The organism is Scandinavium sp. M-37 (assembly GCF_043558715.1).
In the GTDB taxonomy this organism is placed as follows: Bacteria; Pseudomonadota; Gammaproteobacteria; order Enterobacterales; family Enterobacteriaceae; genus Scandinavium; species Scandinavium vulneris_A.
Genome location: NZ_JBIGIN010000122.1, coordinates 1 through 408 on the forward strand (window position 1 = coordinate 1; position 408 = coordinate 408).

General features: G+C 57.8%; 1 protein-coding gene. It reads left to right on the plus strand.

Annotated elements, in window-relative coordinates; genetic code table 11:
- On the plus strand, positions 1-408 hold a 408-nt coding region (locus tag ACG0Z5_RS23995; RefSeq protein ID WP_394451692.1), incomplete at both ends, for an Ig-like domain-containing protein.

The window sequence follows — 408 nt, forward strand, 5'->3', positions numbered from 1 at the left end:
CGCAGATGCCACAGATCAGTCAGGAAACAAGAGTGAGACCAGCGATAACTATGTCGTGAAATATGTCAACGGCAACCAGGACGACATCACGGCACCGGACGCCCCGGTTATCACCGGCGTATCTGATGATGTGGGCATAATGACCGGCAACGTGGAAAACGGCGGAAAAACCGATGATGTCCAGGTGGGGGTCTCCGGTACGGCGGAAGCGAACAGTTCAGTCGTGGTCTGGCTCAGAAGCCCGGCAGGGCAGGATTTCAACCTGGGTACAGTGACTGCCGACAGCAGCGGGCACTGGAGTTACCAGATGCACGACAGACAGAGCTTCGGTGACATGAGGGGAGACTGGACGTTCAGCGCCACCGCAACCGATGCGGCGGGCAACACCAGTCAGTTCAGTGCAGGCTA